This window comes from Uliginosibacterium aquaticum, from assembly GCF_012972705.2.
Taxonomy (GTDB): Bacteria; Pseudomonadota; Gammaproteobacteria; order Burkholderiales; family Rhodocyclaceae; genus Uliginosibacterium; species Uliginosibacterium aquaticum.
In genome coordinates this window covers 692,639-714,556 of record NZ_JABCSC020000003.1, presented here as the reverse complement: position 1 = coordinate 714,556, position 21,918 = coordinate 692,639, and the positions used below count along the sequence as shown (strand labels likewise).

Sequence of the window (21,918 nt, the reverse complement as noted above, 5' to 3'; positions counted from 1 at the left end):
TCCTCAGCACAAAAAGAAACCGGGCCAAGGCCCGGTTTCTTTTTGTGTATTGGCCCGCTCAGGCAGCCAGATCATCCTCGCGCCGCGGCACCGAATCGATCGAGGCGCCCAGAGCCTTCTCGATCACGTAACGCATCGCATCGATTTCCTTCATCTGGCGCAGCAAGGAACCTTCGGCCTGCATCAGTTCGCGGATGCGCTCCTCGAGCGTGCCGGTCGCCTCATGCACGCGCTTGACGCTTTCCAGGCGCCGCTTCAACTGCAGCTGATACTCGCGCACCTGGGTTTCGAGCGGCGACATCACCACGCGCAGCCACTGCTCCACATCGCGATTGGCCATTTCGAAGGTCTTGCGAGCCTCCAGCGCAACCGTTTCGAAGAAACGCTGGGTCAGCGTGCTCTTGGTGTGAGTCACCATTGAGGCCAGGGTATTCAGCTCCTCGTTGAAGGCACGCTCCAGGCGCACAATGTCGCGCTCATAGCGCAGGGTCGAAAAGGTGTTCGGCGAGGCGAGCTTGAGGCCATGCTCCACGGCCAGGCGCTTGTACATCGCATCAAGCATGGTGGTGATCTCGTTGATCTCGCCCGAGGAGTCACGCAGCTTGGAGCGCAGTGCATCGAAGAACTCCAGCATGGCCTGACGCAGATCGCGCGAGAAAGTAGCCGTGCCCATGGCTTCACGGGTGCGGCGGGTCTCGGTGCGCACCGCGTCCATGCCGATGTGCGAGTACACCTTGTTGGACAGGTTGGTGAACACGCTGCGCACCGCGTGATACTTCTGCAGGCCCTGATCGAATTCATCCTTCTCGGCGCGCACCTTGCGCATCATGTACTCGATCACACTCTGATTCTTGCCGCGCAGATCCGCCATCTCCTTGAGCTGCTCACGCAGGCCAACCAGCCGCGTATGCAGCAGCTCGCCCGCGCGGCGGATGATTTCACCGCATTCGAGCAGGGCGTTCTCACGGATGATGTCCTGCCGAGCCGGCAACAGCTCGGTCGACAACGCGCTTTCCAGCGCCGAAATGCGCGAGCGCTCGAGCAGCGCGCCATCCTGGCTCACCTTGGCTAGCAGGGCCTTCTGGGCAGACACGGGGAACACCAGCGACTCCGGCACATCCAGAGTGGCCGCAGCCGTGCGCAGCTGCTTGGCGATCTCGGCATCGATCTCGGCTTCGGAGCGCAGGCCATCCCACAGACCATCGATCTTGTTGAGCACCACCATGCGGCCATGGCGCTGGGTATGGCCAACGTTCACATGCTTCTGCCAGACCTGCAGGTCGCTATGCGTAACGCCGGTATCTGCCGCCAGGATGAACAGCACAGCATGCGCCGAGGGCAGCAGCGAAAGCGTCAGCTCGGGTTCCGAACCGATGGCATTCAGCCCCGGGGTGTCGACGATGACCAGCCCCTGCTCCAGCAAGGGGTGCGGGAACTGCACGATGGCGTGGCGCCAGCAGGCAATCTCGACCATGCCTTCTGCATTCGGCCGGGTACCTTCCACGCCGCTGTCGTCCACCGCGAAACCCAGCTGCTCGGCCGTGTCACGCGGCACCAGACGCGTCTCGCCGACGCGGGCAAAAGCACGCTGCAGACTCTCAGCATCGTTCAGATCGATCGGCTCCAGCACCCACTCAGAAGGGATGCGGCGCAGATCGGCCACGCTTTCCTGGCGATTGCGCGTCTCGATCGGCAACAGGCGTACGCCTGGCGTCTGCCCCGGCTCCCATTGCAGCTCGGTCGGGCACATGGTGGTGCGGCCAGCGCTGGAAGGCAGGATGCGGCTGCCATAGTGCGAGAAGAAGATCGCATTGATCAGCTCGGACTTGCCACGCGAGAACTCCGCGACAAATGCCACAACGAGCTTGTCTTCCTTCAGGCGATCCAGCACGCAATTCAGGCGCAACTCGGTCTGGGCATCACCGATCTCGTTGTGCGCCAGCCAGGAGCGCAGATGCTGCACGGCGTTGCCGACATCGGCACGCCAGCGGGTATAGGCGGAAAAGCTGTCAATCAGGGCCATTGCAAGGCTCCAAGGTCTGAAATCCGGTACGCAGCGGACGAATCGCGGCGCTCAAGTTGTGCGTAGGATAGCGCCCTTACCCCCCTTTTAATCAAGGGTTTGGACAATTTATCGGCGGCCCGCTCAGACTTTCCCGCCCGACGGCAGGCGCTGGCAGCGGGGGCAAAAGAACGTGGCACGTTGCCCCATCACGCGCTTGTTGATCTTGCCGCCGCACACCCGACAAGCCTCCCCCGCCCGCCCATAGGCAAAATATTGCTGCTGGAAATAACCCGCCGAACCATCGCTGTGCAGGAAGTCGCGCAAAGTGCTGCCGCCAGCAGCCAGCGCGTCCTGCAAGGTCTCGCGAATGCACTGCGCCAGCCTCTCGCAACGCGCGCGCGACAGGCGCCCGGCCGGCGTAGCCGGGTGGATCCGCGCCCGGAACAGACTTTCGGAAGCGTAAATATTGCCGACCCCGACCAGCAGATGACCGTCCATGATGAGAAGCTTGATCGGCGTCTTGCGGCCAGCGCACATGTTCTGCAAGGCCGCCCCATCAAAGCCAGCCCCTAGCGGCTCCAGGCCCAGTCCGGCAAGCAAGGGATGCGCCTCAGGCGGATGCGGCAGCCACAGCACGGCGCCAAAACGCCGCGGATCCCGCAGGCGCAGGATCGTAGCGCCGAGCACCAAGTCAAAGTGATCATGCTTTTCCGCTGGCGAATCCGCCGCAAGAATGCGCAAGCTACCAGACATCCCCAGATGGATCAGCAAGCTGCCGACCGCAAAATCGATCAGCAGGTACTTGGCCCGCCGCCGCACCGCCTCCACCCGCAGCCCACTCAGCCGCCCCGCCAGATCGTCCGGCACCGGGTAACGCAAGCGCGGCTGGCGGATGGACACGTCGCTCACGACCTGCCCGAGCAGATGCGGCTCGATCCCCAGACGGGTTACTTCAACTTCCGGCAACTCCGGCATGCGCTGTCCTTCTGGCTGCGACAAAGATCAAAACAGTACACTGCTGCTAAGATCGGCTTCAAGCCCGTGCCGGGCGCTGCCCCCTGATTGCCGGAATACTTCATGTCCTCTCCCCGTCTGAAGCCCTGCCTGCTGGCCCTCGGCCTGCTCTTTGCCAGCAATCTCCACGCCGAAGCACCACGCCAAACCAAGCCAACTCAGGGCAAAAACAGCGCTGTGCCGGTCAACAGCGCCCAGTTGCTGGCGCAGATGCTGCTGAGCGAAATCGCACTGGCACGCGGGCTGATCGACGATGCCGCCTTCGGCTACAACGACCTGGCACGCCGCTCGGGCGACCCGCGCATCCAGCTACGCGCCAATGAAATCGATCTCGCCCGCCTCCTGCTGCTCATGCAGCAGAGTCCGGACGACGCAGAAGAAACGCTGCGCAAACTGCTGGCCGAACGACCCGCGGGGCGCGAGCGCCTGATCCTCCAGTTGCCCGGTCTTTATGGTCGCAACAGTGACAAGGCCTACGTCCTGCGCACCGTACAGAAGCTGCTCCAGCCCTACCAGAGCATGGCCGAAGCGCATTTCAGCGAAGCCCTTGTCCAGCGTGACATCAAGGACCCGTCGGCCAGCTACGCGGCAGCTCTACGCGCGCATCGCCTCAAGCCGGACTGGGAGCCGCCCTTGTTGCTGCTCGCCGATCTGGCGGGCGACGCCCAGCGCGAGGAAGTCAGCGCACTATTGGCCACCTACCTGCAACGCAATCCTCGCGCCCACGACCTCGGAATTGCTCAGATCCGCCTGATGCTTCAGGGCCAGCAAAAGGCCGAGGCACGTGAGGCCTATCTCCGTCTGATACAGACACCGCCCGAACGCCCCGAAATCGCCTTTGCACTGGCCGGCCTAGCCCTCGAATTCAATGACCTGGCCACCGCCGAAAGTCTCCTCGAAAAGCTGCTCGAGCAGAACTGGGGGGAAGCGGACCGCCTGCAACTGATCCTCGGCCAGATCGAAGCCGAACGCGGCAACACAACCAAAGCCATCCAGACTTTCGACAGTGTCGCCCCCGGCCCGCACTACGTGAACGCTCAGGCCAACAAGGCTCGTCTGCTGGCTCGCAACCAGCAACTGCCAGAAGCCCGCGCCGGGCTGACTGCCGCCCGCCGCGCCATGCCGGAAGAGCGTGCCGCCATCGGCTTGCAGGAAGCCCAATTACTGCGCGAACAGGGAGATCAGCGCGGCGCACTGGCCGTATTGGAAGAAGAGCTGAAGCTCCAGCCCGATCATGTCGACGTCCTTTATGACGCTGCCCTCCTCGCCGAACAGCTTGGCAAACCGGCGCTGATGGAGCAGCGCCTGCGGCGCATCCTGCTCCTCAAGCCAGACCATGCCCACGCCCTCAACGCCCTGGGCTACTCCTTCGCGGATCGCAACCAGCACCTTGAGGAAGCCGAGCAACTGCTCACCCAGGCCCTCCAGCTCGCCCCGCAGGACGCGGCCATCCTCGACAGCATGGGCTGGCTGCGCTTCCGCCAGAAGCGCTTCGATCTGGCCGAACCGCTCCTGCGCCAGGCTTACGCACTCTTTCCAGATCCAGAAGTGGCCAGCCATCTGATCGAAGTGCTGTGGTCTGCCGGCAAGCGTGACGACGCGCGCCTGCTCTGGCAGGAAAATGCAACCCGCAACCCGGCCAACGAACTCCTGACCCGCCTCGGCAAACGCCTGGGACTCTGACCATGAAGCGCCTTCTGCTTGCTCTCATCACCCTGCTGCTGACAGCCTGTGCCAGCACTCCTCCCGCTCCGCAGGAAATTCCACCCCGGCCGGCACGCGACAGCGTGCAAAAATTCGCCCTCAGCGGACGAGTCGCCATCGACCAAGGGAAGAGCGCCAACAACGTGCGCATCATGTGGGAGCACAACCGCGACAGTGACTCGCTCGGCTTTGCCTCACCGCTGGGCAACATGCTGGCCGAGTTGCAGAGCAGCCCAAAAGGTGCGCGCTGGACCAGTGCCGACGGCGAACTCTACGAAGCCCGCACGCCTGAGCGCCTGATGACCCACTTCACCGACACCCCGATCCCCCTCAACGCACTCAGCCAATGGGTACTCGGCCGCCTCAGCGTCCAGGCCAGCGAAATCCGCCGCGATGCGCAAGGCCGCCTGCTCGACGCCCTCGATCAGGGCTGGGCAGTCCGCATCACCGGCTATGAAAGCGAACAGGCCAACGCCCTGCCGCGCACGCTGGAAATTGAACAACCGGGGCTGCGCCTCAAGCTCGTGATCGAAGAATGGTTCATCTAGACGGCTTTCTGTACTGCCCGGCTCCCGCCAAGATCAATCTGTTCCTGCATGTCACCGGCCGCCGTGCCGATGGTTACCATCTGCTGCAGACCGCGTTCCGAATGCTCGATCACGGTGACACGCTGGGGTTCCGCGTCCGCGAGGACGGCGCCATCCGGCGCCTGAGCGAAGTGCCCGGCGTCGCCGAGGACTCAGACCTCGTCGTGCGTGCGGCACGCCTGCTGCAAGCCCGCACAGGCTGCCTGCAGGGTGCGGAGATCTGCATCGACAAACAACTTCCCATGGGTGGCGGACTCGGTGGCGGCAGCTCGGACGCCGCCACCACCTTGCTGGCGCTGAACCATCTGTGGCAACTCGGCTGCAGCCGGGCAGAACTGCAAGCCTGGGGTCTGGAGCTAGGCGCCGATGTGCCGTTTTTTCTCTTCGGACAGACGGCCTGGGCCGAGGGCGTTGGCGAAGCATTGCAGCCGCTCGAATTGCCGCCAGCGTGGTATGTCGTGATCGAACCCCCGGTTGCCGTCCCCACTGTTGAAATTTTTCGTGCAAAAGAATTGACAAGAGACTCTTCGATCCTGATAATGCCGGGCTTCGCTGCTGAGCAAACACAAGCGTTTCTGGAGCAACAGGGACGCAATGACATGCAAGCAGTAGCCTGCCGGCTGTATCCGGAAGTGCAGCAAGCGCTTGATGCGCTGACTCCTTTCGGTACTGCGCGAATGAGTGGATCCGGAGCCTGCGTGTTCCTTTCCTGTCAGCGCGAAGCCGAGGCAAAAAAAGTTGTTGAAGCAGTGCAGGACAAATGGCGCGTGTGGTGCGCCCCTTCACTGGACAAGCATCCATTGCATGCTTGGGCAAGAGATTGAATTTTTGTACGATGGATTCAAGCGTTGCTTCCATCGCGCAACACAGGTTTTGTTGGGGAGTCGCCAAGTTGGTCAAGGCACCGGATTTTGATTCCGGTATTCGAAGGTTCGAATCCTTCTTCCCCAGCCCCAATGAACGGGCAGGTCACAGCCGAGGCTGTCGGCCTGCCCGAATTGTTTCTGCCAACGCATACACGAGGTAGTCATGGCGTACCGCAGCCTGATGGTCTTCACTGGCAACGCCAATCCCAAACTGGCTGCCGACGTCGTCAAACGCTTGGGCATCGCCGTTGGCTCCGCCACGGTCGGTCGCTTCTCCGACGGCGAAGTGAATGTCGAACTGCTTGAGAACGTCCGCGGTAAAGACGTTTTCGTGCTTCAGCCGACATCCACCCCGACCAACGACAACCTCATGGAGTTGATGATCATGGTCGACGCGCTCAAGCGCGCCTCGGCCGGTCGCATCACCGCCGCCATCCCCTACCTCGGCTACGCCCGCCAGGATCGCCGTCCGCGTTCAGCCCGCGTGCCGATCACCGCCAAGGTAGTGGCCAACATGCTGCAGGCCGTGGGCGTGCAGCGCGTGCTGACCGTCGATCTGCATGCCGACCAGATCCAGGGCTTCTTCGACATTCCGGTCGACAACATCTACGCCACGCCGCTGCTACTGTCTCACCTGCGCAAGGCCGAGCACTCCAGCGACCTGATGGTCGTTTCGCCCGATGTGGGCGGCGTGGTGCGCGCCCGTGCCGTGGCCAAGCAGCTGGAAACCGAGCTGGCCATCATCGACAAGCGCCGCCCTAAAGCCAATGTCTCCGAAGTGATGAACATCATCGGCGACGTGTCGGGCCGCACCTGCGTGATCGTCGACGACATCGTCGACACCGCAGGAACCCTTTGCAAGGCGGCCCAGGCACTCAAGGAACACGGCGCCAAGCGTGTGGTGAGCTACATCACCCACCCCGTGTTGTCCGGCTCCGCTATTGCCCGCATCACCGAATCCGAGCTGGACGAGCTGGTCGTGACCGACACCATCGCCCTGCGCGAAGATGCCCGCGCCTGCCCCAAGATCAAGCAGATTTCGATCGGCTCCCTGCTGGCAGACACCATGCTGCGCATCAGCAATGAAGAGTCAGTGTCCTCGCTGTTCATGGACGAATAGTCGTACAAGTTTCGGGCGGAGCCACCAAGCTCCGCCTTTTTGCCCTGGTGGGATCTGGTCGCGGTTCTCGCCATTTACTGGAGAAGTTCAACATGCAATTCAATGTCAAAGCCACCAAGCGTGACGTCAAGGGTAAGGGTGCGAGCCGCCGCCAGCGTCATGCCGGCGTAACCCCGGGCATCATCTACGGCGCCGGTCAACCTGCCGTCCAGATCAATCTGGATCACAACGACCTGTTCCACGCCCTGCGCAAGGAAGCCTTCCACAGCTCCATGCTGAGCATCGACGTCGAAGGCAAGACCGAGACCGCCGTGCTGCGTGACGTACAATGGCACCCGTTCCGCCAAATCGTGCTGCACATCGATTTCCAGCGCGTCGACGCCACCCACGCCATCCACATCAAGGTGCCGGTTCACTTCATCAATGGTGATGTGTGCCCGGGCGTGAAGCTGCACGGCGGCATGCTGTCGCACGGCGTGAACGAACTTGACGTCAAGGGTCTGCCGGGCAGCCTGCCGGAATTCCTGGAAGTTGACTGCAAGGATCTGGACAACGGTGCTGCCCTGCACGTTCGTGACCTGAAGCTGCCGGCTGGCGTTGAGCTGGCCCACGCCGCTGATGGCGACAAGGTGCTCGCATCCATCGTCACCGTGCGCGGTGCAGTTGCTGACGCGGCCGCCGCTGAAGGCGAAGCCAAGGCCTGATGAGCCAATCGGCTCCCAAGCTGATTGTCGGCCTCGGCAACCCCGGGGCCGAATACACCGAGACCCGGCATAACGCCGGGTTTTGGTTTTGTGAGCGCCTGGCACAGGATTTGGGCGCCCGCTTCAATCATGAAAGCCGTTTTCATGGTTTCGTCGGCAAGGCAGGCAACACCTGGTTGCTTCTGCCGCAGACTTTCATGAACCGCTCCGGCCAATCAGTCCTGGCCTTGGCGCATTTTTACCGCATCCTGCCGAATGAGATCCTCGTCGTGCATGATGAACTCGACATCCCGCCCGGCCAGCTGCGGCTCAAATTCGGTGGGGGTCTTGGCGGACACAACGGTCTCAAGGACATTTCTTCGCGCCTGTCGACGCAGGACTACTGGCGCCTGCGCATCGGCATCGGCCACCCCGGCGACAAGAACGAAGTCGCCAACTTCGTCCTGAACCGCCCGCGTCGCGAAGAACAAAGCGAAATCGACATGGCGATCGATCGTGCCCTCGCAGCCTGGCCCAAAATTGCCAGCGGCGAGTGGAATGCCGCCACCCAACACATCAACGCGCGCCCTGCTGCGCCGGGGGTCAGTTAGTAGTTATTTACCGGATCGCGTTGAGTCTTATGGCTTATGGGACAAGACGCGCGACGCAGTGTGGGGAGGTGCCCCACACAAGGAGTGCAACGCAGTATCCATGAGCCATAAGATTCAACCCGGAGGGCGTGCGCTCAATTGAGCGTGGCACTACGTTGCAGCGCCTAGACAGGGAGCCACCCTGCCTTCGTTGCTGCGCCTTGTTCCACACTCAATTGAACGCACGCGCGACCGGCAAATAACTGCTAACTGACCCCAGGAAACAACATGAGTCTCAAGTGCGGCATCGTCGGCCTGCCCAACGTCGGCAAATCCACCCTCTTCAACGCCCTCACCAAGGCCGGCATCGAAGCAGCGAACTACCCCTTCTGCACCATCGAGCCGAACGTCGGCATCGTTGAGGTGCCGGATGGGCGCATGGCCCAGCTCGCCGAAATCGTCAAACCTCAGCGCATGCAGCCGGCCATCGTCGAGTTTGTCGACATCGCTGGTCTGGTCGCCGGCGCCTCCAAGGGCGAAGGCTTGGGCAACCAGTTCCTGGCCAACATCCGTGAAACTGACGCGATCGTGAACGTGGTGCGCTGCTTCGATGACGAAAACGTGGTGCACGTCTCTGGCCGCGTCGACCCGATTGCCGACATCGAGACCATCCTTACCGAACTGGCGCTGGCCGACATGACGGCCGTGGAAAAGGCCATACAGCGCGAACAGAAGAAGGCCCGCGCAGGCGACAAAGATGCACAGAAGTTCGTAGCCCTGCTTGAAAGCATGCTGCCGCATCTGAACGAAGGCCAGCCTGCCCGTACCTTCAAGCTTACCGAAGACGATCTGGTGCAGCTCAAGCCGCTGTGCCTGATGACCCTGAAGCCGGCGATGTATGTTGGCAACGTGCTCGAAAACGGCTTCGAGAACAACCCTCACCTCGATCGCCTGCGTGAGCACGCCGCCAAGGAAGGTGCCCCGGTCGTCGCGCTGTGCGCGCAGATCGAAGCCGAGCTGGCTGATCTGGATGACGAAGACAAGCTGGCCTTCCTCGCCGACATCGGCCTCGAAGAGCCCGGTCTGAACCGCCTGATCCGCGCTGGCTACGACCTGCTCGGCCTGCAGACCTACTTCACTGCCGGCGTAAAGGAAGTGCGCGCCTGGACCATCCATAAGGGCGACACCGCCCCGCAAGCCGCCGGCGTAATCCACACCGACTTCGAGAAGGGCTTCATCCGCGCCCAGACCATCGCCTTTGACGATTTCATCCAGTACAAGGGCGAGCAAGGCGCCAAGGAGGCCGGCAAGATGCGCTCCGAAGGTAAGGAGTACATCGTTAAAGACGGTGACGTGCTGAACTTCCTGTTCAACGTATGAACTAAATATTGACTACAGGCAAGCATCGAAACGGCGTGGAGCGCAACAGCTGCACTAGACGAAAGTTATAGGTATGCTTGCGCTTTCCGCGCTGCCGCGATCGCTGTGCCGGCCCTGACAGTCTCGTTCCTGCGTTCCCGGGAGTCCCGATGCCCTTGAGCAACACCTCTACCTCCGATCCCATTCGCCTCGATTGGGCTGCGCACAAGCTGCGCCTGCAGGCGGACTCGACCGAACCCGGAGCGGGCAACGCTGAAGACGACCTCTTCTCCTTCATGGAAGAAGAAGCACAAGAGCGCCCGCCAACGCAAACCGAAGCCCCCTGGGTACTGCTGATCGTGGACGACGAACAGCAGGTCCATGAGGCCACCACCCTGACCTTGCGCCGGGGACGTATCGGCGATCGCCCATTCCGCTTCCTGCACGCCCATTCCGCTGCGGAAGCCCGCGAAGTAATACTGGCTGAGCCGCATATTGATCTGGTGCTGCTCGACGTGATGATGGAGACCCGCGATGCTGGCCTACGTCTGGTGCGCGAGTTGCGTGGACCACTCGGTCGCCAGGATCTGAAAATTCTGATCCGCTCGGGCCAACCCGGCGCCGAACACGAAGGCAGCATCGAGCAGCGCTATGCTGTCGAAGGCTATATGCAGAAAACCCAACAGACCTTCGGCCTGATGATGGATGTCATCAGCAAGATTCTGCTCGGTGCAGACGAGCGCCTCGACACAGCCAACTGAGCCCGGTCACGCTGCTGCATGCTTACAATCCGGGCATGACACTTGGCATCTACATCGGCCGTTTTGCCCCTTCACCCAGTGGCCCCCTGCACCAGGGCTCGCTCATCGCCGCCCTCGCCTCCTGCCTTGACGCCCGAGCAAGCAAAGGCCAATGGCTGGTGCGCATGGAAGACGTCGACGCGCCGCGCACCCAACCCGGAGCGGCCGACACCATCCTGCGTCAGCTCGAAGCCTGCGGTTTTGAATGGGACGGCCCGGTGCTATGGCAAAGCCAGCGGCTCGACGCCTATCGCTACGCACTCGATCAACTCATCCAGCACAAGTACGCCTATCCTTGCGCCTGCTCGCGCCGGGAAATCGCCGACTCGGCCCTGCGAGCACCAGACGGCTCGCTGCGCTACCCCGGCAACTGTCGCACAGGCCTACCTTCCGGGCGGGTGGCCCGCGCCTGGCGCTGCCTGAGCGACGCCAGCGACCTGCACTGGTCCGACGCCATCCAGGGGGAACAACACGAGAAACTGGCCGAAAGCGTGGGGGACTTTGTCCTGCTGCGTGCCGACGGCCAGTTCGCCTATCAGCTCGCCGTAGTTGTGGATGACGCCTGGCAAGGGGTGACGCATGTCGTGCGCGGCGCCGATCTGCTGGACTCTACCGGGCGCCAGATCCATCTCCAGCGCCTGCTGGGCCATCCTCAGCCCGCCTATGCCCACCTGCCAGTCCTCACCAATCGCGCGGGTGAAAAGCTCTCCAAGCAGACCCTTGCTCCCGCACTGCAGCCAGCCCACGCAGCACCAGCCCTGTGCACCGCACTGAGCTTGCTCGGCCAGAACCCGCCCGCCGATCTCGGCCGGGCCAGCGTAGCCGAGGTGTGGGCCTGGGCATCCAAACACTGGCAACTTGCCAGCGTGCCGCGCGTGCGTGCCCAGGAAGACCCAAGCTGCCCAAACGATGCCTGACAAGCTGAAGCTGGCAGGCATCTCATGCGTCTATAACGCCCGCCGGCCATAGCCGGCCACCCCCAGCAACAGGCGCAGCAAGCCATAGGCCAGCCAGCTCAGTGCACGCTGGAGAAGGCTTTGGCGCTGCCAGTGAACCGCAGTCAGTTCGCAACCGCCGTCCGCAATGGCCACATGCAGGGCATGACGCAGATCTGCAGCAAAACCGCGATCCCGCACCACCACGTTTGCCTCACGCGCCAGCAGCAAACTGAAGGGGTCGATATTGCTGGACCCCACTGTCGCCCAGTCCGTATCCACTACCGCCACCTTGGCATGCAGGAAGCTTTTGCGATACTCCACGATGCGCACGCCCGCCTCCATGAGATTGGGATAAAGCACGCGGCAAGCGTGGTGCAGCAACCAGTACTCCACCCGCCCCTGCAACAGGAGGGTGACTTTCACGCCACGCCCCGCCGCCTCGATCAACGCATGACGGAAGGCGCGGCCGGGGAAAAAATAAGCGTTGGCTATCAGCACTTCATGACGCGCCATGCGAATGGCGCCAAGGTAGGCGTTCTCGATATCACGACGATGGCGCAGGTTGTCGCGGATCACGAAAGCAGCATGCATGCTGCCCACGCGTGCGTGACCTGGCCTGACCCAGCGCAGCGGCGTGAGACGCCGATGCAGACCTGCCCACAACACTAGGCGCCACAGACGCGCCATGGCCTCATGCACCTCGGCCACCAGCGGCCCCTGCAGCCGCACGGCAAAATCAAAGCGCGGCGGGATCTGGCCCGGCGTGTCCATGTCATCAATGATGTTGATGCCCCCCACGAAAGCGGTACGACCATCAATCACCACTAGCTTGCGGTGCAGGCGGCGCAAGCGATGGCGGCGCAAGGACAGTTGCCGGATCTCCGGGCGGAACACCAGGCCCTCAACGCCATCACTCTGCAAATCGGCAAGCCCGCTGCGAACAAACTCTCGCGCACCAAAGCCATCCACCAGCAAGCGCACCACCACCCCTCGCAAAGCTGCGGCACGCAAGGCGTCCGCCACCTCAACACCCGTAGCATCACGCTCGAAAATATAGGTTTCCAGCAGAATCTCACGTTGCGCGCTGCGAATCGCCTGCAACAGGACAGGAAAATACTCGACACCTGACTGCAGCAACTCGATCCGGTTGCCGGCAAGCATGCCTTGCCTCATGGCAGGAGCAACTCCACTGCCAGCAAGGCATGATCTGACACTCCAGACCAAGGCTTGCCCCAATACACCGCACAATTGTCCGGCCGCAGCCCACGCACGTAGATACGGTCCAGACGCAGCATGGGCAGGCTGCTCGGAAAACTGCGCGCCGGCGCACCAGTCAGCTCAGTAAACACCTCACAGACATGTAGCCGCTCGGCCAGCCAATCGTTCGCACGGCCACGCCAGTCATTAAAGTCGCCAGCGATGATCAGTGGCGCCCCCACCTGCACGTGCCGCTCGACATATTCAGCCAACATCAAGAGCTGGCGCTGGCGCTGGTACTCCGTCAAGGAAAAATGCACGCACAGGCAATGCACGACCAGACCGTGGGGCAAGGCCACCTCGCAATGCAGGATGCCGCGTCGCTCCAGGCGATAGAGGCTCACATCACTGTTGCGGCTGCGCACAATGGGATGACGCGACAGCACGGCATTGCCGTGGTGCCCATGATCATAAACGGCATTGCTGCCGTAGGCAGAATGCAGGAGGCCAGCCGCGAGGAACTCATGCTGAGGCTGTTCGGGCCAGTCATGGTGCCGGGCCGCATGCTTCAGGTGCAAGCCCTGCACTTCCTGCAGCAGATAGATGTCCGGATCAAGCCGGTGCAGACACTCCCGCATCTCGTGAATCACCATACGGCGATTCAGATGCGAGAAGCCCTTGTGGATGTTGTAACTGCAGATGCGCAGGCTGTTTGCCATGGTCTCCGCGAACGGCGCTCAGGATACGGCCAGCATGCGCTCCAGCGAGAGCTTCGCCAACGCGGCCTCGTGGGCAGGCACGCTGATATGGTTGACGATCTTGCCGGCAGCCAAGTTCTCCAGTGTCCACGCCAGATGCTGCGGATCGATGCGCTGCATGGTCGAGCACATGCACACCATCGGGCTCATGAACTGCACCAGCTTGCCCTCGTGCTTCACCTCCTCAGCAAGGCGGTTAACCAGATTCAGTTCGGTGCCGACCAGCCACTTGGTATTCGGCGCAGCCTCTTTCACCACCTTGATGATGTACTCGGTGGAACCCACATAATCGGACGCCTGACAGACCTCGAATGCCGACTCCGGATGCGAAATGACCATGCCATCCGGATTCGCCTTACGCCAGTTGGCGATGTGCGAGGGCTGGAACATCTGATGTACCGCGCAGTGGCCCTTCCACAGCAGCATCTTGGCCTTCTTGATCTGCTCATGAGTCAGGCCGCCATAGGGCTGATCCGGATCCCACACCATCATGTCTTCCAGCGGAATGCCCATCTTGTAGCCGCTCCAGCGGCCCAGATGCTGATCCGGAAAAAACAGGATCTTCTCGCGCTGGGCAAAGCTCCATTCGAGGATCTTCGGTGCATTACTGGAAGTGCATACGATGCCGCCATGCTCGCCGCAGAAGGCTTTCAGGTCTGCCGCCGAGTTGATGTAGGTCACCGGAGTTACCTGTTCATCGGGCGTACCCAGCACCTCGCGCAACTCACGCCAGCAACGCTCGACCTTGGCCAGATTAGCCATGTCAGCCATCGAACAGCCTGCGGCCAGATCCGGCAGGATCGCGATCTGATTCGGCTTGGACAGGATGTCCGCCACTTCGGCCATGAAGTGCACGCCGCAGAACACGATGTACTCGGCATCCGTCTCACCTGCCAGGCGCGAGAGCTTGAGCGAATCGCCAGTCAGATCCAGGTGCTGGTACACATCGGCCCGCTGGTAATGGTGCACCAGCAACACGACGCGCTTGCCAAGCTTTTCCTTGGCGGCGCGGATGCGCGCATGTGCCTCGGCATCCTTGAGAGCATTGAAGTGGTCGAAGGAAATGATCTGTTGCATTGCCGTGAGGGGAGGAGCAAGGGGAAACCCCAGGGAAGACGGATTCTACCCCTCGCGCAGCGCTCCTTAGAAGCTGTTCACGATCTGTAGCGAGAGGCCGTCAGCAGGGTGAAGAGCAGCACAGGAACCGGAGTTTATGTTGATCAATGAGGATTCCGAGCAGCGCATGAGCCCTGATCACGGCCTCGCAGTCAGACCGTGAACAGCTCATTACACCTCAATGCCGAGTCAGGATTGCGACCAAGGCAAATCCGCATGACGCCAGCCGCCTATCTTGCCGCGCCGACCATGCGCATCCTTGTCCCCCTCAAAACCTTCGAGAACGTTGTAACACTCGGCCAGCCCAGCCGCCGCCGCAGCCATCGCCGCGTTGTGCGAGCGGGCGCCACTACGGCAAATGAACATCAGCAAGGCCTCGTTATCAACCTGTTTCTTCAGCTGCAGCTCGAAATCCGGGTTGGGCACACTGCCGGGATAGCTGTTCCACTCGATTTCAACAGCGCCCGGAATCCGTCCGACCCAGTCGAGTTCGGCGCGCGTACGTACGTCCACAATACGCGCCGCTCCACCGGCAAGCTCCAGCACGCGATACGCCTCCCTTGGCGTCAGCGCCCCAGCGTACGGCAGATTCATCTTTTCGGCACGCTCGCGCGCCAGACCCAGCAACTCACTCAGACTAGCCATGGCTTCAACTCTTACTCAGTTTGTCGGGAGCAGGAAGTATGGCCCGTGAGACCCCAAAAGCAAAAAAACACCATGCTGGTGCATCAAAGACAATCAATGCGCTGTTTTGGTGCTGACACAGAAAATCACCTTGCAGGACGCTTGTGGCACAATTGCCGCTCCCTGTAGGCCGGTGCCCTTTTGGCCGGAATACGTCGAACGCGGAAATCCGCCCCGCCCTATGGCATGGTACATGCTTCCTGTCCGACGTTAACGCACAGCCCAGCTGGCGCGGACAGGTTTGTCCATCTCGGTTCAACACACCAGGAGTGAGAGTTAAATGACCCCTCAAGACGTACTCAAGCTGATCAAGGAAAACGACGCCAAGTTCGTGGACCTGCGCTTTACCGACACCCGCGGCAAGGAACAACACGTGACCGTTCCGTCGCATGTGGTGGACGAAGAGTGGTTCGACCACGGCCACGCTTTCGACGGCTCCTCCATCGCTGGTTGGAAGGGCATTCAAGCCTCCGACATGCTGCTGGCTCCGGACCCCTCCACCGCCAAGATCGACCCCTTCTTCGACGAAACCACCGTCATCCTCACCTGTGACGTGATCGAACCGTCCGACGGCAAGGGCTACGACCGCGACCCGCGCTCCATCGCCAAGCGCGCTGAAGCCTACCTGAAGTCCTCCGGCCTGGGCGACACCGCCTACTTCGGCCCGGAACCCGAATTCTTCATCTTCGACGGCGTGAGCTGGTCTGCCGACATCTCTGGCTGCTTCGTCAAGATCAAGTCCGACGAAGGCGCATGGGCCACCGCTGAAGATCAGGACGGCAGCAACATCGGCCACCGTCCGACCGTCAAGGGCGGCTACTTCCCGGTTCCCCCGGTTGATAGCCACCAAGACATCCGCGCCACCATGGTGCTGCTGCTCGAACAACTGGGCATCCCGGTCGAAGTGTTCCACCACGAAGTGGCTACCGCAGGCCAGAACGAAATCGGCACCAAGTTCAGCACTCTGGTGCAACGCGCTGACTGGACCCAGACCCTGAAGTACGTGGTGCACAACGTTGCTCACCAGTACGGCAAGACTGCCACCTTCATGCCCAAGCCCATCGTGGGTGACAACGGTTCCGGCATGCACGTGCACCAGTCCGTCTGGAAGGATGGCAAGAACCTGTTCGCCGGCAACGGCTACGCTGGCCTGTCTGACTTCGCTCTGTACTACATCGGCGGCATCATCAAGCACGCCAAGGCACTGAACGCCATCACCAACCCGGGCACCAACTCCTACAAGCGCCTGGTTCCGCACTACGAAGCTCCGGTCAAGCTGGCCTACTCGGCTCGCAACCGTTCCGCCTCGATCCGCATCCCGCACGTGCAATCGGACAAGGCTCGCCGCGTCGAAGCCCGCTTCCCGGATCCGCTGGCCAACCCCTACCTGGCGTTCTCGGCTCTGCTGATGGCCGGTCTGGACGGCGTGCAGAACAAGATCCACCCGGGTGAACCGGCCGACAAGAACCTGTACGACCTGCCGCCGGAAGAAGACAAACTGATCCCGACCGTTTGCGCCTCGCTGGAAGAAGCGCTGGCTGCACTCGACGCTGACCGCGAGTTCCTGACCCGTGGCGGCGTGTTCAGCAACGAGTTCATCGACGCTTACATCGAGCTGAAGATGGGCGAAGTGAACCGCACCCGCATGACCACCCACCCGGTGGAATTCGACATGTACTACTCGCTGTAATCAGCGATGCGTACAGGGGCTTCGGCCCCTGCGTAAAAAAGGACGGGCTTGCCCGTCCTTTTTTTTGCCGCCCACCCGGCCCGCCCGGCATCAGGTCGGCGCGCAGTTTGCGTTTTGCGCCTCGCGCCTTAAACTCCAAGCAACCCTCCTGCGGAACCTGTCATGCGCCCACTTCATTACGTCTTTGTCCTGAGTATCAGTCTGCTGACCGGCAACGCACTGGCCGACATCTACAAGTGTGTGGACGACTCTGGCCACACCACTTACACCAATGACAAACCGGAAGCCGGGCAACGCAAGGCCTGCTCCCTGATGACCAAGGAACAGCCCGTCACCACTGTGCCGGCACAGCGAAAATCCTCCGCCCAGCCCTCTCCTGCAGCCTTTCCCAAGGTCGATACCGACACCCAGAAGGGCCGCGACAACGATCGCCGCAAGATCCTCGAAACCGAACTGGAGACAGAGCAAAAACTGCTGGCACAAGCCCGGAAGGATCTGGCTGAACAGGAAGCTGTGCGTCTCGGAGACGAGAAGAACTACCAGAAATACATCGACCGCATTCAGTCGTACAAGGACAAAGTCGCACTTCATGAGCGCAATGTCGAATCCCTGAACAAGGAAATTGCCAAGCTGAAATAATCGCGGCGTGCTTCTTGCTTGCGTTGATCGCTTATGAGCCCTCCAAGCCTGAACCCGCAATCAAACACGCTGAGTGCATCCACGGCCGGCCTTGAGCTGCTGTCCTCAGCCGTCGTGATGATCAGCGCAGACCGCTCGGTCTGCTACGTCAACCCCTCGGCCGAACACTTGTTCGCAACCAGCGGCCGGCAGATTCTCGGTCACCATCTATCGGCCCTGCTCGGTGACATCCCTGGCCTGTGGGCGGCGCTGGACAATGCGCTGGCCAACAACTGGAGCCACACCGGACAGAATCTCGCTATCCGCCGGCCCAATACGCTGGTGCTGCATGTCGACTGCACCGCCACCCCCATCGATCTGCAACCCGCACGTCTGCTGCTGGAGTTTCGCCCGATTGACGCCCAGCTCAAGGTGGCCCGTGAAGAACGCCTGGCCGAGCAGCAGCAGGTCAATCGCGAACTCGTCCGCAACCTCGCTCACGAGATCAAGAACCCGCTCGGCGGCATCCGTGGCTCGGCTCAGCTACTTGAGCGCGAACTGGACAACCCGGAGTGGCGCGAATATACCCAGGTCATCATTGCCGAGGCTGATCGCCTGCAGGATCTGATGAACCGCCTGCTCAATTCGCACCGCATGATGCACCCCTCGGTGGTGAATGTGCATGATGTGCTTGAGCGCGTCCTGCGTCTCGTTCAGGCCGAGTTTCCGGACGTCACGGTGCGGCGAGATTATGACGTCAGCCTGCCGATGCTGACGGCTGATCGCGAGCAGCTGATCCAGTCCATCCTGAATATTTCACGTAATGCCGCCCAAGCCATGGAAGGTCAAGGCTGCATCACGCTGCGTACCCGAGCTGCCCGTCAGGTCACCCTGGCCAAGAAACGCCACAAGCTGGCACTGGAATTGCAAGTAATCGATAACGGACCGGGCATCCCGCTGGAAATCCGCGACAAGATCTTCTACCCGCTGGTGTCGGGACGTGAAGGCGGCACGGGCCTCGGTCTGTCGATCGCACAGAGTTTTGTCGAACAGCATCAGGGCACCATCGATCTAGAGAGCGACCCCGGCCGAACCTGCTTCACCATCCTCCTGCCGATCACCCAGGCCTGAGGCACGAAGCCCCCGACAAGCAGAACAACGGAATACACGACATGAACGCAGTCTGGATCGTTGACGACGACCGCTCCATCCGCTGGGTGCTGGAAAAATCCCTAGCCCGCGAAAACATTGCGCACCGCAGCTTCTCCTCCGCCAGCGAAGCACTCACGGTGCTCGATAGCGGCGCCACGCCTCCCCAGGTGCTGATCTCCGACATTCATATGCCGGGTGAGTCCGGCCTGGTCCTGCTGCAAAGGGCCAAGGAAAAATACCCCAACCTGCCGGTCATCATCATGACCGCCTACTCGGATCTGGACAGCGCGGTCTCCGCCTTTCAGGGCGGCGCCTTTGAATACCTGCCCAAGCCCTTTGACGTAGATCAGGCTCTCGATCTGCTGCAACGCGCCCTAAAGGAAAGCACGCACCAGGAAGGTGCAGAAGAACAAGCCAGCTCGGTGCCTGAAATTCTTGGTCAGGCAGCCTCGATGCAGGAGGTGTTCCGCGCCATCGGCCGCCTGTCGCAATCTTCAGCCACCGTGATGATCAATGGCGAGTCCGGCACCGGCAAAGAGCTCGTAGCGCGCGCCTTGCACCGCCACAGCCCGCGCAAGGACGGTCCGTTTGTCGCTATCAACACCGCCGCGATTCCGAAAGACCTGCTCGAATCCGAACTCTTCGGTCATGAGCGTGGCGCCTTCACCGGTGCAGCAGCCCAGCGCCGCGGCCGCTTTGAGCAGGCAGAAGGCGGCACCCTGTTCCTCGACGAAATCGGCGACATGCCGGCGGAACTGCAGACGCGTCTGCTGCGTGTGCTCTCCGATGGGCACTTCTACCGCGTCGGCGGCCACACCCCGGTGAAGGCCAACGTGCGTGTGATCGCCGCCACCCACCAGCATCTTGAGCAGCGCGTCCGCGATGGTCTGTTCCGTGAAGATCTGTTTCACCGCCTCGATGTAATACGTCTGCGCCTGCCGCCGTTACGTGAGCGCCGGGAAGACGTTCCGTTACTGGCCAAGCACTTCCTTGCTCATAGCAGCCAGGAACTCGGCGTCGAAACCAAGCGCCTCACCGATGCCGCCCTCAAGCGTCTACAGGCCTTTGACTTCCCCGGCAACGTGCGTCAGCTCGAAAACCTCTGCCACTGGCTCACTGTGATGGCTCCTGGCCAGAGCGTTGACGTGGCCGACCTGCCTGCTGAAATGCGGGATGCGGTCCCCAGCACCACCGGCGGTGGCGCAGCGGGCGACTGGCTCTCCGCCCTGAATGCCGAAGCCGACCGGCTGATTGCCAGCGCTCCCGGCGAAGTTTTCGACCGCCTCAGCCGCGAATTCGAGAAAAGCCTGATCCTGCGAGCACTCGCCAGCACGGGTGGACGGCGCGTGGAGGCCGCCCAGGTACTCGGCATCGGCCGCAATACCATCACCCGCAAGATCCAGGAGCTGGGCATCGACGCAGGTCGCAACGAAGAGTAAACAGCGCTGTTTCGGGCTAGACTCCGGGCTTTCCGCCCCCGCCTTTTCACGGATGCCCGCTGTTTTCGATTACACCGCACTCCTCGTCGCGCTGGGCGACCAGCGCGCGCGCTTTGATGTCGACCATATCGAGCGCTGCGACTCCACCAATAGCGTCTTGCTGGCGCGCGCATCCCAAGGCGTACCCTCGGGCAGCGTCGTGGTATGCGACGAGCAAACCGCCGGGCGCGGACGCCGGGGCCGCAGCTGGCGCTCCGGCAACGCATCTTCCAGCCTCACCTTTTCGCTACTCTGGCGTCTCGCCCCTGGCTGCTCAAGCGCAGGCCTCAGCCTTGCGGTTGGCCTTGCCGTGGCTCAAGCGCTGGAGAGCCTGAACGTCCCTGCGGTGGGCCTCAAGTGGCCCAATGACATCTGGCTGTTTGGGCGCAAGCTCGGCGGCGTACTGATCGAGGTCGAATCGGATGAAGCCGGGCTAGGACTCATCATCGGCATAGGCCTCAACCTGCGGCGCGATGCCGCCCGCGATGCAGGCATCGACCAGGCCTTCGCCAGCCTCGACGAAGCCCTTCCCGAGCTCACCCGCGAACAGGTGTTGGGCACGATTCTGAGCCAGCTTGCGCTACGTCTCGATCACTTTGCCCGCGCGGGCTTCGCCGCCCTGCGCCAGGACTGGGCCGCCCGCAACGCCTTGTACGGTCTGCCCGTCACAGTCTCTTCCGAGAGCGGTAGCCACACCGGGCGCTGCGGCCACGCCAACGCAGAGGGGGCGCTGGAATTGCTGACCGCTTGTGGTGCGCGCGTACTGATTACCAGTGGCGACCTGAGCCTGCGTCTGGCCTTGGCGGAGGACGCATGACATGTATCTGCTGATCGACGCCGGCAATACCCGCCTCAAGTACGCCTGCCATGATGGCAGCCAGTGGCTGAGCCAGCATGCGGTAGCGCTCGACGCGCCTGGACTGGCGCTTCCCGACGGCTTCGCTCCCGCCCGCATCGTGATTGCCAACGTCGCAGGCCCCGGCGTCGCTACACACCTGGAGCGCCTGCTCACTGACATCCACGCTTCGCGTGAATGGCTCATGGCCAGCGCCATGCGCTGCGGCCTGCGTAACGACTACGAACACCCCGCCAGCCTCGGTGCGGATCGCTGGGCAGCCGCGATCGGCGCCTGGCATCTGCTGCGCAGCAACGCGCTAGTTGTCTGCGCTGGCACCGCTACGACCATCGACATCGTGCAAGACACCGGCAACTTTGCTGGTGGCAGCATCCTGCCCGGGCTGGAGCTGATGCTCGACGCATTGACCCACAACACGGCCGGTCTGCCACGCAGCAGGGGCAACTACGTCATGCCGCCACGCAACACCCATGACGCCATTGCCAGCGGCTGCCTACTGGCCCAAGCGGGAGCCATCCAACTGATGGCCATGCAACTTCCGCCAAGCACGCCAATTCTCGTTGCCGGTGGAAACGGCGCACGCCTCCTGCCGCACCTGGGGAGCGCCGCACGCCTGCAGTCCGATCTGGTCCTACAAGGCCTGCTGGCGATAGCAATGGACCGCTCGGAAACTGACGACAAGGCTTGGAGAGCGTAACGCCTC

At 62.0% G+C, this 21,918-nt stretch carries 21 protein-coding genes and 1 tRNA gene; 16 read left to right on the top strand and 6 right to left on the bottom strand.

Features of this window, described 5'->3' with window-relative positions; genetic code table 11:
- Positions 1-58: 58 nt before the first annotated feature.
- Both HJ583_RS14700 and mutM read right to left on the bottom strand, forming a co-directional pair.
- Positions 59-2,023: a dynamin family protein gene (locus HJ583_RS14700; RefSeq protein WP_170022589.1), complete on the bottom strand. Its 1,965-nt coding sequence runs from the start codon at positions 2,021-2,023 to the stop codon at positions 59-61.
- Between the two features lie 123 nt (positions 2,024-2,146).
- The gene (gene mutM / locus HJ583_RS14695) at positions 2,147-2,980 is read right to left on the bottom strand and encodes a bifunctional DNA-formamidopyrimidine glycosylase/DNA-(apurinic or apyrimidinic site) lyase (RefSeq protein ID WP_170022588.1); all 834 of its coding nucleotides are present in this window, start codon (positions 2,978-2,980) and stop codon (positions 2,147-2,149) included.
- A 102-nt stretch (positions 2,981-3,082) separates the two neighbouring features.
- On the opposite strand from mutM, the gene HJ583_RS14690 reads away from it, so the two are divergent.
- The 10 genes from HJ583_RS14690 to gluQRS all read left to right on the top strand — a co-directional run bounded on the left by HJ583_RS14690 (position 3,083) and on the right by gluQRS (position 11,645).
- The gene (locus tag HJ583_RS14690) at positions 3,083-4,702 is read left to right on the top strand and encodes a tetratricopeptide repeat protein (protein ID WP_170022587.1); all 1,620 of its coding nucleotides are present in this window, start codon (positions 3,083-3,085) and stop codon (positions 4,700-4,702) included.
- A 2-nt stretch (positions 4,703-4,704) separates the two neighbouring features.
- On the top strand, positions 4,705-5,271 hold the full coding sequence (lolB, locus tag HJ583_RS14685; RefSeq protein WP_170022586.1) for a lipoprotein insertase outer membrane protein LolB: 567 nt from the start codon (positions 4,705-4,707) through the stop codon (positions 5,269-5,271).
- Complete coding sequence (gene ispE / locus HJ583_RS14680; RefSeq protein WP_170022585.1) at positions 5,259-6,134, top strand: 4-(cytidine 5'-diphospho)-2-C-methyl-D-erythritol kinase; 876 nt, start codon at positions 5,259-5,261, stop codon at positions 6,132-6,134. Before lolB ends, ispE begins: the two co-directional genes overlap by 13 nt.
- 53 nt (positions 6,135-6,187) lie before the next feature.
- Positions 6,188-6,261 (top strand) — tRNA-Gln (locus tag HJ583_RS14675).
- Between the two features lie 78 nt (positions 6,262-6,339).
- Positions 6,340-7,296: a ribose-phosphate pyrophosphokinase gene (locus HJ583_RS14670; protein ID WP_101943315.1), complete on the top strand. Its 957-nt coding sequence runs from the start codon at positions 6,340-6,342 to the stop codon at positions 7,294-7,296.
- 92 nt (positions 7,297-7,388) lie between these two features.
- Positions 7,389-8,000, top strand: a complete 612-nt coding sequence (locus tag HJ583_RS14665) for a 50S ribosomal protein L25/general stress protein Ctc (RefSeq protein ID WP_170022584.1) — start codon at positions 7,389-7,391, stop codon at positions 7,998-8,000.
- Positions 8,000-8,590, top strand: coding sequence for an aminoacyl-tRNA hydrolase (gene pth / locus HJ583_RS14660; RefSeq protein ID WP_170022583.1), 591 nt, complete (start codon positions 8,000-8,002; stop codon positions 8,588-8,590). Before HJ583_RS14665 ends, pth begins: the two co-directional genes overlap by 1 nt.
- A 267-nt stretch (positions 8,591-8,857) precedes the next feature.
- Positions 8,858-9,949: a redox-regulated ATPase YchF gene (gene ychF / locus HJ583_RS14655; protein ID WP_170022582.1), complete on the top strand. Its 1,092-nt coding sequence runs from the start codon at positions 8,858-8,860 to the stop codon at positions 9,947-9,949.
- A 155-nt stretch (positions 9,950-10,104) separates the two neighbouring features.
- Positions 10,105-10,689 (top strand): response regulator, encoded by a 585-nt coding sequence (locus tag HJ583_RS14650; protein WP_173863645.1) that lies wholly within the window; start codon positions 10,105-10,107, stop codon positions 10,687-10,689.
- Positions 10,690-10,724: 35 nt separating this feature from the next.
- The gene (gene gluQRS / locus HJ583_RS14645; RefSeq protein WP_170022580.1) at positions 10,725-11,645 is read left to right on the top strand and encodes a tRNA glutamyl-Q(34) synthetase GluQRS; all 921 of its coding nucleotides are present in this window, start codon (positions 10,725-10,727) and stop codon (positions 11,643-11,645) included.
- A gap of 30 nt (positions 11,646-11,675) precedes the next feature.
- Here the strand turns inward: gluQRS and clsB are convergent, their stop codons facing one another.
- The 4 genes from clsB to HJ583_RS14625 form a co-directional block, all read right to left on the bottom strand.
- Positions 11,676-12,839, bottom strand: a complete 1,164-nt coding sequence (gene clsB, locus HJ583_RS14640) for a cardiolipin synthase ClsB (RefSeq protein ID WP_170022579.1) — start codon at positions 12,837-12,839, stop codon at positions 11,676-11,678.
- Positions 12,836-13,582, bottom strand: coding sequence for an endonuclease/exonuclease/phosphatase family protein (locus tag HJ583_RS14635; RefSeq protein WP_170022578.1), 747 nt, complete (start codon positions 13,580-13,582; stop codon positions 12,836-12,838). Before HJ583_RS14635 ends, clsB begins: the two co-directional genes overlap by 4 nt.
- Positions 13,583-13,600: 18 nt before the next feature.
- On the bottom strand, positions 13,601-14,698 hold the full coding sequence (gene nadA, locus HJ583_RS14630) for a quinolinate synthase NadA (RefSeq protein WP_170022577.1): 1,098 nt from the start codon (positions 14,696-14,698) through the stop codon (positions 13,601-13,603).
- 228 nt (positions 14,699-14,926) lie between these two features.
- A complete protein-coding gene (locus HJ583_RS14625) occupies positions 14,927-15,382 on the bottom strand; it encodes a rhodanese-like domain-containing protein (protein WP_170022576.1) in 456 nt (151 codons plus the stop codon).
- 319 nt (positions 15,383-15,701) lie between these two features.
- On the opposite strand from HJ583_RS14625, the gene glnA reads away from it, so the two are divergent.
- The 6 genes from glnA to HJ583_RS14595 all read left to right on the top strand — a co-directional run bounded on the left by glnA (position 15,702) and on the right by HJ583_RS14595 (position 21,912).
- The gene (gene glnA / locus HJ583_RS14620; RefSeq protein WP_101943305.1) at positions 15,702-17,111 is read left to right on the top strand and encodes a type I glutamate--ammonia ligase; all 1,410 of its coding nucleotides are present in this window, start codon (positions 15,702-15,704) and stop codon (positions 17,109-17,111) included.
- A 162-nt stretch (positions 17,112-17,273) separates the two neighbouring features.
- Positions 17,274-17,750: a DUF4124 domain-containing protein gene (locus HJ583_RS14615; protein ID WP_170022575.1), complete on the top strand. Its 477-nt coding sequence runs from the start codon at positions 17,274-17,276 to the stop codon at positions 17,748-17,750.
- 33 nt (positions 17,751-17,783) lie between these two features.
- Entirely contained in the window at positions 17,784-18,860 is a 1,077-nt protein-coding gene (gene glnL, locus HJ583_RS14610) for a nitrogen regulation protein NR(II) (RefSeq protein ID WP_101943303.1), read from the top strand.
- A 41-nt stretch (positions 18,861-18,901) separates the two neighbouring features.
- Positions 18,902-20,320 (top strand): nitrogen regulation protein NR(I), encoded by a 1,419-nt coding sequence (gene ntrC / locus HJ583_RS14605; RefSeq protein ID WP_101943302.1) that lies wholly within the window; start codon positions 18,902-18,904, stop codon positions 20,318-20,320.
- A 52-nt stretch (positions 20,321-20,372) separates the two neighbouring features.
- Complete coding sequence (locus HJ583_RS14600) at positions 20,373-21,176, top strand: biotin--[acetyl-CoA-carboxylase] ligase (RefSeq protein WP_170022574.1); 804 nt, start codon at positions 20,373-20,375, stop codon at positions 21,174-21,176.
- A 1-nt stretch (position 21,177) separates the two neighbouring features.
- Positions 21,178-21,912, top strand: coding sequence for a type III pantothenate kinase (locus tag HJ583_RS14595; protein WP_170022573.1), 735 nt, complete (start codon positions 21,178-21,180; stop codon positions 21,910-21,912).
- The last annotated feature ends 6 nt before the right edge of the window (positions 21,913-21,918 follow it).

What these genes read in the sequence shown, in the direction of transcription:
- HJ583_RS14700 (WP_170022589.1), bottom strand. Translation starts at nt 2,023, where the DNA reads ATGGCCCTGATTGACAGCTTTTCCGCCTATACCCGCTGGCGTGCCGAT.
- mutM (WP_170022588.1), bottom strand. Translation starts at nt 2,980, where the DNA reads ATGCCGGAGTTGCCGGAAGTTGAAGTAACCCGTCTGGGGATCGAGCCG.
- HJ583_RS14690 (WP_170022587.1), top strand. Translation starts at nt 3,083, where the DNA reads ATGTCCTCTCCCCGTCTGAAGCCCTGCCTGCTGGCCCTCGGCCTGCTC.
- lolB (WP_170022586.1), top strand. Translation starts at nt 4,705, where the DNA reads ATGAAGCGCCTTCTGCTTGCTCTCATCACCCTGCTGCTGACAGCCTGT.
- ispE (WP_170022585.1), top strand. Translation starts at nt 5,259, where the DNA reads ATGGTTCATCTAGACGGCTTTCTGTACTGCCCGGCTCCCGCCAAGATC.
- HJ583_RS14670 (WP_101943315.1), top strand. Translation starts at nt 6,340, where the DNA reads ATGGCGTACCGCAGCCTGATGGTCTTCACTGGCAACGCCAATCCCAAA.
- HJ583_RS14665 (WP_170022584.1), top strand. Translation starts at nt 7,389, where the DNA reads ATGCAATTCAATGTCAAAGCCACCAAGCGTGACGTCAAGGGTAAGGGT.
- pth (WP_170022583.1), top strand. Translation starts at nt 8,000, where the DNA reads ATGAGCCAATCGGCTCCCAAGCTGATTGTCGGCCTCGGCAACCCCGGG.
- ychF (WP_170022582.1), top strand. Translation starts at nt 8,858, where the DNA reads ATGAGTCTCAAGTGCGGCATCGTCGGCCTGCCCAACGTCGGCAAATCC.
- gluQRS (WP_170022580.1), top strand. Translation starts at nt 10,725, where the DNA reads ATGACACTTGGCATCTACATCGGCCGTTTTGCCCCTTCACCCAGTGGC.
- clsB (WP_170022579.1), bottom strand. Translation starts at nt 12,839, where the DNA reads ATGAGGCAAGGCATGCTTGCCGGCAACCGGATCGAGTTGCTGCAGTCA.
- HJ583_RS14635 (WP_170022578.1), bottom strand. Translation starts at nt 13,582, where the DNA reads ATGGCAAACAGCCTGCGCATCTGCAGTTACAACATCCACAAGGGCTTC.
- nadA (WP_170022577.1), bottom strand. Translation starts at nt 14,698, where the DNA reads ATGCAACAGATCATTTCCTTCGACCACTTCAATGCTCTCAAGGATGCC.
- HJ583_RS14625 (WP_170022576.1), bottom strand. Translation starts at nt 15,382, where the DNA reads ATGGCTAGTCTGAGTGAGTTGCTGGGTCTGGCGCGCGAGCGTGCCGAA.
- glnA (WP_101943305.1), top strand. Translation starts at nt 15,702, where the DNA reads ATGACCCCTCAAGACGTACTCAAGCTGATCAAGGAAAACGACGCCAAG.
- HJ583_RS14615 (WP_170022575.1), top strand. Translation starts at nt 17,274, where the DNA reads ATGCGCCCACTTCATTACGTCTTTGTCCTGAGTATCAGTCTGCTGACC.
- glnL (WP_101943303.1), top strand. Translation starts at nt 17,784, where the DNA reads ATGAGCCCTCCAAGCCTGAACCCGCAATCAAACACGCTGAGTGCATCC.
- ntrC (WP_101943302.1), top strand. Translation starts at nt 18,902, where the DNA reads ATGAACGCAGTCTGGATCGTTGACGACGACCGCTCCATCCGCTGGGTG.
- HJ583_RS14600 (WP_170022574.1), top strand. Translation starts at nt 20,373, where the DNA reads ATGCCCGCTGTTTTCGATTACACCGCACTCCTCGTCGCGCTGGGCGAC.
- HJ583_RS14595 (WP_170022573.1), top strand. Translation starts at nt 21,178, where the DNA reads ATGTATCTGCTGATCGACGCCGGCAATACCCGCCTCAAGTACGCCTGC.